General features: G+C 72.7%; 4 protein-coding genes and 1 pseudogene. 4 read left to right on the top strand and 1 reads right to left on the bottom strand.

The genetic code is table 11. From position 1 onward, the window contains the following. From ACJ73U_RS15345 to ACJ73U_RS15330, 4 genes are all read left to right on the top strand, one after another. Positions 1–2341: amino acid adenylation domain-containing protein (locus ACJ73U_RS15345; RefSeq protein WP_407778291.1), on the top strand; the 2341-nt coding region annotated here is incomplete at its 5' end. Positions 2342–2357: 16 nt separating this feature from the next. Beyond that, positions 2358–3584, top strand: coding sequence for a pyridoxal phosphate-dependent aminotransferase (locus ACJ73U_RS15340; RefSeq protein WP_407778290.1), 1227 nt, complete (start codon positions 2358–2360; stop codon positions 3582–3584). 14 nt (positions 3585–3598) lie between these two features. After that, positions 3599–8212 carry an amino acid adenylation domain-containing protein gene (locus ACJ73U_RS15335; RefSeq protein ID WP_407778289.1) on the top strand — a complete coding sequence of 1538 codons (4614 nt, stop codon included), beginning with the start codon at positions 3599–3601 and terminating at the stop codon, positions 8210–8212. A 56-nt stretch (positions 8213–8268) separates the two neighbouring features. Further along, entirely contained in the window at positions 8269–8487 is a 219-nt protein-coding gene (locus ACJ73U_RS15330) for an MbtH family protein (RefSeq protein WP_407778288.1), read from the top strand. An 89-nt stretch (positions 8488–8576) separates the two neighbouring features. On the opposite strand, the pseudogene ACJ73U_RS15325 reads toward ACJ73U_RS15330, so the two are convergent. After that, a pseudogene (locus tag ACJ73U_RS15325) lies at positions 8577–8790 on the bottom strand (IS110 family transposase); the annotation flags it as partial.

Here is an 8790-nt window from a genome sequence, read left to right as displayed (position 1 = left end):
GGTCGCGCCGGCCATCCGGGCCGGGGAGGTGCGGTCCAGTGCGGTCGTGCCCGCGGATCTGGTGGCGCGGCTCGGCCGGGCCGCCGCGTCGCTGGGTGTTCCGGTCCGCACCGTGCTTCTCGCCGTCCACCTGCGACTGGTCGGGTTGCTGAGCGGGGCTCGCACGGTGGGTACCTGGTTCACCGTGGACGGCCGGGCCGCCGCCGGGGTCGGACCCACCGCCGTGGGGGAGTTCCGGCTCGCCGTTCCCGTGGTGGTGGACCGGGACGTGTCGACCTGGCGTGCGCTGATCGGCCAGGTCGCCGGGACGTGGGCGCAGGTCGAGCCACACGTGATGTTTCCGGTCGTACCGGCGCACCGGGGCGGCACCATGGACGGGTCCGCCTTCGAGTACCGGGAACTCCCGGCGAGACCGGCGGGAGCCAGGGTGGAGTTCGCCGACCACGCGCCCGCTCCGTTCACGGTCGTCGCCGAACAGACCGGGGACAGCCTGCTGCTGCGGGTCGTCCGCGCCGACGGTGACGCGGAGTCCGCGCTGCCGCTCTGTCTGCGGCTGCTCACCGAAGCGGTCGACGACCTCGACCGGGACCCCAGGAGGGCAGCCACCGTCCGCGTGGCCGGGACGGCGGAGCCACCGGCGGAAACCGCGCACGGCATGGTCCTCGCGCACGCTCGCGCCACGCCCGACGCGGTCGCCGTGGTCGACGGCGACCGGACGATGACCTATCGGGAACTGGGCGACCAGGTGACCGCCTGTGCCGGCCGCCTGTCCGGGATCGGCGTGGGCCCCGGCACGGTGGTGGCCCTGTACCTGCCCCGATCGGCCGACCTCGTCGTCGCGATGCTCGGCATCCTGACCGCGGGCGCCGCCTTCCTCCCGCTCGACGTGGAGTACCCGCGGCAGTGGTCCACCGACATGCTGGCGCGGTCCGGGGCAGACGCCCTGATCACCGCGGGTGCCGCGGACACGTTGGACTTCGACGGTCCGGTTCTCGACCTCGGCGCGCCCGCCGTCCCGGCCGCCCACCCGGCCGCGGACGTGCCGGTCTCGCCGAAGTCGTCGGCGTACGTGCTGTACACCTCGGGTTCCACCGGCCGGCCCAAGGGCGTCGAAGTGCCCCACGGCGCGTTGTCCAGGCTCGTCCGCTGGAGCGGAGAGCGGCTCGGCCTGCGCCGGTCGGACCGGGTCGCCCAGCGGACGCCCGTCGCGTTCGACGCCGGTCTGTGGGAGATCGTGGCTCCCCTGGCGTGCGGTGCCGTCGTCGTCGTGGTGCCGACCGAGACCAGCAAGGAGCCCGCCGCGCTGCGCGCCGCCATCACCGGGCAGTCCATCTCGGTGATCCAGCTGGTGCCGAGCCTGCTCGGCGCGCACCTGGAAGCGGGCACCTTCGGCGAGTGCCCGTCGCTGCGCATGGTGCTGTGCGGCGGCGAGGCGCTGCCCCACGCACTGGCCGTCGAGTTCGCCGGGCAGTCCGGCGCCCGCCTGCTGAACGTGTACGGGCCGGCGGAATGCGCGGTGGACACCGTGTGGCAGCAGGCCGATCCCCCGTCCGGCTCCCGGCACCCGCGGCCGACCGTGCCGATCGGGACCGTGGTCGACGGCATGGCCGCATACGTCCTCGACGAGCTGGGGGAGCCGGTTCCCGACGGTGTTCCCGGCGAGCTGCACCTCGCGGGCGGCCAACTGGCCACCGGCTACCGGCTCGACCCGGCGGCCACAGCCGATCGGTTCGTGCCCGACCACGTGGGCGGCGGGCCGGGGGACCGGATGTACCGCACCGGCGACCAGGTACTCCGGCTACCCGGCGGCGAGCTGGAGTTCCTCGGCCGGACCGACCGGCAGGTCAAGGTCCGCGGGGTGCGCATCGAGATCGGTGAGGTGGAGGCCCGGCTGCGGGAGCACGAGCACGTGTCGGCGGTGGCCGTGCGCGTCCGGCGCACCGCGTCGGGTCCCGAACTGGTCGCGTACTTCACCGGCACCGGCAGGCCACCGGACCTGCGTGCCCACCTGCGGGAGCGGCTGGCCGAGCAGATGGTGCCGGCCCGGTTCGTCCGGCTGGACCGGATGCCGTTGCTGCCCAACGGAAAGGTCGACGAAACCGGCCTGCCGTCAGTGGCGGGTGACGCGGTGGGCGAGTACCGGCCACCGGTCGGGCCGGCCGAAGAACGCCTGTGCCGGGTCTGGGCCGGCCTGCTCGCGGTCGACGCCCTGGGCAGGCATGACGCACCCAATGCCCTGGGGGCGAACCGGATTACCGCGTTGCGAGCGGCCGCCGTGCTGGGCGTGCCGGTCGCCGAGGCACGAACGCCTGCCGAGCTGGCCTCGAGGGTGCGACCGTGAGAAGGAGACCCGAGAGATGAGCACCAGAGCACCGGCCCGAGCGGCCCTGTTCACCACGAGGCCCCCGGTGTCGTTCGCCGACATGCGGTTCCTCATGTTCGTCATCGACGAGATGGCGGCAGCCCTGGAACAGCGGTACGACGACGTCATCCGGCTGACCCTTGGCAAGTCCGAACTGCCGCCGGAGCAGGCCGTGCTCGACGCGATGCTGGCGGCGGCCGCGGACTACCCGAGGGCCAGCCGGGTGCACCCGGCCGGGTTGCCCGAGCTGCGGGACCGGCTGGCCGCCGAGTACCAGGCACGGCACGGCACCCGGCTGCCCGCCGACCGGTTCGTGGTCAGCACCGGGACCAGCGCGTTGTTCCGCAACCTCTTCCAGCTGCTGGCGGGCCCGGGGGACGAGGTCGTGGTCCCGCTGCCGTACTACCCGTTGTACGTCTTCTCGGCACAGCTCGTCGGTGCCACGGTCCGCTACTACCGGGTGGATCCGGTGACCATGCGGATCGACTTCGAGTCGCTCGCCGAGGCGGTCGGTCCCGGTACCCGGATCGTGGTCGTCAACTCCCCGGGTAACCCGCTGGGCAACGTCGTCAGCCGCGAGGAGCTCCTGCGGGTCGACGAGATCGTCAACGGCCGAGCCGTGTTGGTCAGTGACGAGATCTACGCCAACGTGGTGTTCGGTCCGCCCGTCCGGTCGGCCGTCGAGCTCGATGGCCTGCTGCGGTGCCCCGTGGTCGTGACCAACGGGTTCTCCAAAGGCCACCGCATGTACGCGCGGCGGGTCGGCTACGGCATCGTGCCCGCGGAACTGGTCCAGCCGCTGACCGTGATCCAGCACCACACCCTGCTCACGGCCGACCCGGTCTCCCAGTACGGCGCCCTCGCCGCGCTGGACAACCCGGACGGACCGGCCGAGCTCGCCACCCTGTACCAGGGACGGCGGGACTACACGGTGCAGAGCTTCGCCACGGTGCCCGACGTGCGGGTGCTGCCGGCACAGGGAAGCTTCTACCTCACCGTGGACTGTGGACCGTTCCTGCGGCGGCACCGGATCGGGAGCTCGCTCGAGCTGGCCGAACAGATCCTGCGGACGACGAGGGTGGCCACCGTCCCCGGCTCGGACTTCGGGCTGCCGGACACCCTCCGGCTGTCCTACAGCGCGGGCGGCTACCGCGAGGCCATCGACCGGCTCGTCCGGTTCTTCACAGCCCCCACCCCCGGCACCCACACCGGGACGAACTGACGGGAGTGAACCCGATGCAGCCAGGCGCGGTCGAGCAGGTCTTCCCGCTGACGCCGTTGCAGCAGGGGATGTTGCTGCACAGCGTCGCGGAGGACGGCCTCGGCGTGTACGTCAACCAGGTCGTCGTCCGGCTGGCGGGCGTCATCCAGCCCGAGCTGCTGCGCACCTGCTGGTCGGAGGTGGTCGGGCGGCACGGCGCGCTGCGTGCCGCGTTCCTCTGGGAGGGGCTCGACCAGCAGGTGCAGGCGGTGCGACCGCGGGCGGAACCACCGTGGGAGGTCCTGGACTGGACCGGGGTCGCGCCGGCGGAGCACGAACCGCGGCTGGCCGGGTACCTGGCGGCCGACCGCGCGACGCCGTTCGTCCTCGCCAGGGCGCCACTGATGCGGCTGGCGCTGATCCGCCTGGCCGCCGACACGTGGTGGCTGGTGTGGACCCATCACCACCTCCTGCTCGACGGCTGGTCGACGGCCCAGGTCCTCAACGAGGTCCTTGCCCGGTACCGGGGCGGCGGCGCGGAGACACCGGCCGCCCCACCCCGGCCGTACTGGCAGTACGTCGACTGGCTGCGCACGCAGGACCTCGCCGCCGCCGAGTCGTACTGGCGCGATCAGCTGGCCGGGTGCACCGAGGCCACCCCGTTGCCCGCCGCACGGGCCACCGCGGGTGACGACGCGTCGTTCGACGAGGTCGAGCTGTCGCTGACGGTCGCGGAACTCGATGACCTGAGCTGGGCGTGCCGCGCCCACCGGCTGACGCTCGGCACCGTGGTGCACGGCGCGTGGGGCGTCCTGCTCAGCCGGTACGCCGGACGGCGGGACGTGGTCTTCGGCTCGGTCGTGTCCGGTCGCCCGGCCGAGCTGCCCGGGGTCGACACCATGGTCGGCCTGTTCAGCAACACCCTGCCGGTACGGGTCCGGATCGACGAGGACGCCACCTCGGCGGAGTGGCTGGTCGCGCTGCAGGCGGAGCTGGCCGAGGCCAGGCGGTTCGAGTACAGCCCGCTCACCCAGGTCCAGCGATGGAGCGACCTGCCTGCCGCCACGGGACTGTTCGACACGGTCGTCGCGATGGAGAACTACCCGGTCCGGACCGAATGGCCCGCGGGTACCGAGAAGCTCGAGATCACCGATCTGCGGTTCCACGAGCGGCCCCACTACCCGCTCACCCTGGCCGCGGGCGTGTCCGGTCGGCTCACGCTGCGGCTGCTGGTGGACCGGCGCTGGTTCGACGACGGGGTCGCCGACCGGCTGCTGAGCCACCTGCGCACCCTGCTGTTGGCGTTCGCGGCCGATCCGGGTCGCACGGTGGGCGAACTGCCGATGCTCAGTACCGCCGAGACCGCGCTGGTGGTCGGGTCGTGGGCCGACGGCGGCGAGACCGAACCGCTCGGCCGGACACTTCCCGCGGCGTTCCAGGCTCAGCTGGCTCGCACTCCGGACGCCGTCGCGGTGGCCCATGCCGGTGTCGAGACGACCTATCGGGAGTTCGGGGCACGCGTCCACCGGCTCGCCAGATACCTGCGTGCCCGCGGCGCCGGGGCCGAGACACCCGTCGCCGTCTGTCTCGACCCGTCACTGGACCTGGTGGTCGCGTTCCACGCGGTGATCAGCGCCGGCGCGGTGGTCGTGCCCATCGACCCCGACCAGCCGCCCGAGCGCGTCGCCCTGCTCCTGGAGCGTGCCGCGAGCTCACTGGTACTCACCGCGGGCGCGACCACGGACCGGGTGGCACGGGCCGGGGGCCGGGAGGTCGTGGTGCTGGACGCCCCGGACGTCCGCGCCGCCGTCGCCGCGCTGCCGTCCGACCCGTTGCCGTTGACCGTGGTGCCCGACCAGTTGCTGTACATCATCCTGACGTCCGGCTCGACCGGACTGCCCAAGGGGGTGATGGCCACCCACCGCGGAGTGCTCAACCATCTCGGGTGGGTGCAGGGCGAGTACCCGATCGGACCTGGCGACCGAGTGGCCCAGCGCACCTCGCCCGGCTTCGACTTCTCGGTGTGGGAGCTGTACTGGCCGCTGCTCACCGGCGCGACGCTGCTCGTGCTGGATGCCGACCCGGCCGACCCGGAGGCACTCGCCACCGGGATGACCGAGGGCGGCGCGACGGTGGTCAACTACGTGCCGTCGATGCTCGACGGCATCCTCGCCGACCCGTCCCGTCGGCTCCCGCCCGGGCTGCGCATCGTCTTCGTCGGCGGTGAGGCGGTGTCGCGGGGCACGGTCGAGGCGTTGCGGTCGGTGTGCGACGCCGTCGCGATGAACGGTTACGGACCGACGGAGACCTCGGTGGTGTCGGTCTGGTGGCCGCTGCCCGCGACGCACCTGCCCGACCGGATCCCGATCGGGCGGCCCATCGCCAACGTCCGCGCTCACGTGCTCGACGCGGCGCTGCGGCCGGTGCCCGTCGGTGTCGTGGGGGAGCTGTACCTGGCCGGTGACAACCTGGCGCGTGGTTACGTCAACCAGGCCGGGGTCACGGCCGACCGGTTCGTGCCGGACATGTTCGGGACCGGTGGCCGGATGTACCGCACGGGCGATCTGGTGCGGTGGTCACCGGACGGTCTGCTGGAGTTCGCCGGGCGCGCGGACTTCCAGGTGAAGGTGCGCGGCTTCCGGGTGGAGCCGGGCGAGGTCGAGGCGGTCCTGCTCGACCAGCCGTCGGTTCGGCAGGCAGTCGTGATGGGCCGGGACGACGGCGGCGGGGCGCGGCTGGTCGCCTACCTGGTGCCCGACGGTGCCGAGCCGAGCGTGTCGACGTTGCGGAACGCGCTGGCGGAACGGCTGCCGACCTACATGGTGCCCTCGGTGTTCGTCTGGCTGCCGGAGCTGCCGCTGACGACCTCCGGCAAGGCGGACCGGCTCGCCCTGCCGGTCCCGGAACGCCTGCGCCCGGAGCTGGACAACCGGTTCGTCGCGCCGGACACCGACGCGGAACGGCAGTTGGTACAGGCCTGGTCGGCGGTGCTCGGCGTGGAGCGGATCGGGGTGCACGACAGCTTCTTCGAGCTCGGCGGGGACTCGATCATGATGCTGCTGGTGGTCTCCCAGGCCGCCCGGCGCGGCCTGCGGATCACCCCACGGCAGTTCTTCGACCACCCCACGGTGGCCGAGCTGGCGGCGGTGGCCGAACCGGTGGACGGCCCGGTCGGCATCGGCCCGGCCGACCCCGACCCCGGCCGCGCCCGGGTCGTGCCGCTGACCCCGGTGCAGCACTGGTTCTTCGGCCTGCGGTTGTCACGGCCCGGGCACTGGAACCTGGGGATCGCTTTCGCGGTCGGCACCGGGACACCGCTGGATCGGGTGGCCGAGGTGCTGGGTGAGGTCGCCGAGGCGATGGTCGTCCGGCACGAGGCGCTGCGCAGCCGGTTCCGGCGCGACGCGGACGACGACTGGGTGGCGGAGGTGCTGCCGCCCGGTGAGGTCCCGGCCGACGAGGTCGTCTCGCTGGTGTCGGTGGCAGGTGAACCGGACTGGGACCGGGCGTGGGCGGCGGCGGCCGCCCGGGCGCAGGAGTTCCACCTCGACCGGGCCCCGTTGCTGCGCATGGTGCTCGTCGACGGCGGCCGCCCCGGCCTGACCAGGCTGTTGCTGACCGCGCACCACCTGGTCGTCGACGGGGTCTCCTGGCGGGTGCTGCTGGAGGACCTGCACGTCGGCTACGCGCAGGCGATGGCGGGGCGACCGGTCGAACTGCAGGCGGCGGGCACGCCGCCCGGCGCGTGGGCAGGCGCGCTGGGCCGGCTGGCCACCACCGAGGACATCGAACGCGAGGCGGAGGTCTGGCGCGAACAGCGGACCGAGGGCGGCGCGCCGTTGATGCTGCCGGACGCGCCGGAGCGCCCGATGGAGGCCGACACCGAGCACGTCGAGGTGGTCCTGGACGCGACCGCCACCACGAGACTGCTGCGTGAGGTGCCGGTCGCGTACCGGACGCACATCGACGACGTGCTGCTGACCGCGCTGCTCCGTGCCTTCGCCGCCGCGACGGGCCGCCAGGAGCTGACGCTCGCCCTCGAGGGCCACGGCCGGGAACAGCACCTCGTCGACGGCGCGGACCTGGCCCGCACGGTCGGGTGGCTGACGTCGATCGCCCCGGTTCGGCTGGTGCTGCCGAGCACCGACGACCCGGGTACGGCGCTGAAGTCGGTCAAGGAACAGCTGCGGGCGATCCCCCACAGCGGCCTGAGCCACGGGGTGCTGCGGTACCTGCACCCGCGACTCGGCGATGAACTGGCCGCCCTGCCCGAACCCACGGTGAGCTTCAACTACCTGGGGCAGTTCGACACACCCGCCGTCGGCGGCGACACACCAGCGGGACCGCTGCTCGAACCGGCACCCGAGCCGCAGCCGCCGGCACACCACCCGGACAACCACCGACCGCACCCGCTGGAGATCACCGGGATCACCTCGGGTGGCCGGCTGCGCCTGACGTTCTCCTACGGCGCACGGCACTACGCACACGACGACGTCGCCCGGCTGGCCCACGACACGATCGACCAGCTGACCGCGTTGATCGACCACTGCGTGTCCGTGCGGCACGGCGGGTTCACCCCGTCGGACTTCCCCGAGGCCGGACTCGACCAGGAACAGCTCGACATGCTGCTGGCCGGCCTGGACAGCTGACCGCACACCACTCACAAACCCTTGTCCCAACCCTGTGGAAGCACGGAGGAGAAGCGATGTTCGACGACGATGACCGCATGTTCCAGGTCGTGGTCAACCACGAGGAGCAGTACTCGATCTGGCCGGTCGGCCGGGACATCCCGCCGGGGTGGCGGGCGGACGGCCCGAACGGCCCGAAGGCGGAGTGCCTCGCCTACATCGAGGAGGTCTGGACCGACATGCGCCCGTTGAGCCTGCGCCGGGAGATGGAGGCGGCGGGAACCGCCGAGGGCTGAGATACGCCCCGCCACCCGCCGGCTCACTACGCGAGACCGCCGGAGCTCCTCGCCCGGCCGGTCGAAAGACATCCCAGGAGCTTTGAATGTCAAGCCGCAGTCGAGTTGACGTGATGCGACCAGGCGGTTGTCTCGTTGTAGTGGGTGCCGGTTTTGAGGCATCCGTGGAGGATGCCGACGAGTCGGTTGGCGAGTTGGCGCAGAGCGGCGTTATGGCTCGCGCCGCGGGCTCGTTGCCGGTCGTAGTATGCGCGTGCTCCGGGCGAGAGCCCGAGGGCGCTGAAGGCTTGGGCCAGCAGCGCG

This window comes from Actinophytocola sp., from assembly GCF_045807065.1.
In the GTDB taxonomy this organism is placed as follows: Bacteria; Actinomycetota; Actinomycetes; order Mycobacteriales; family Pseudonocardiaceae; genus Actinophytocola.
This window is presented reverse-complemented; position numbering and strand designations above follow the sequence as displayed.

Bases quoted from the DNA above. Each gene is read 5' to 3' on its own strand.
- ACJ73U_RS15340 (WP_407778290.1), top strand. From the start codon at position 2,358: ATGAGCACCAGAGCACCGGCCCGAGCGGCCCTGTTCACCACGAGGCCC.
- ACJ73U_RS15335 (WP_407778289.1), top strand. From the start codon at position 3,599: ATGCAGCCAGGCGCGGTCGAGCAGGTCTTCCCGCTGACGCCGTTGCAG.
- ACJ73U_RS15330 (WP_407778288.1), top strand. From the start codon at position 8,269: ATGTTCGACGACGATGACCGCATGTTCCAGGTCGTGGTCAACCACGAG.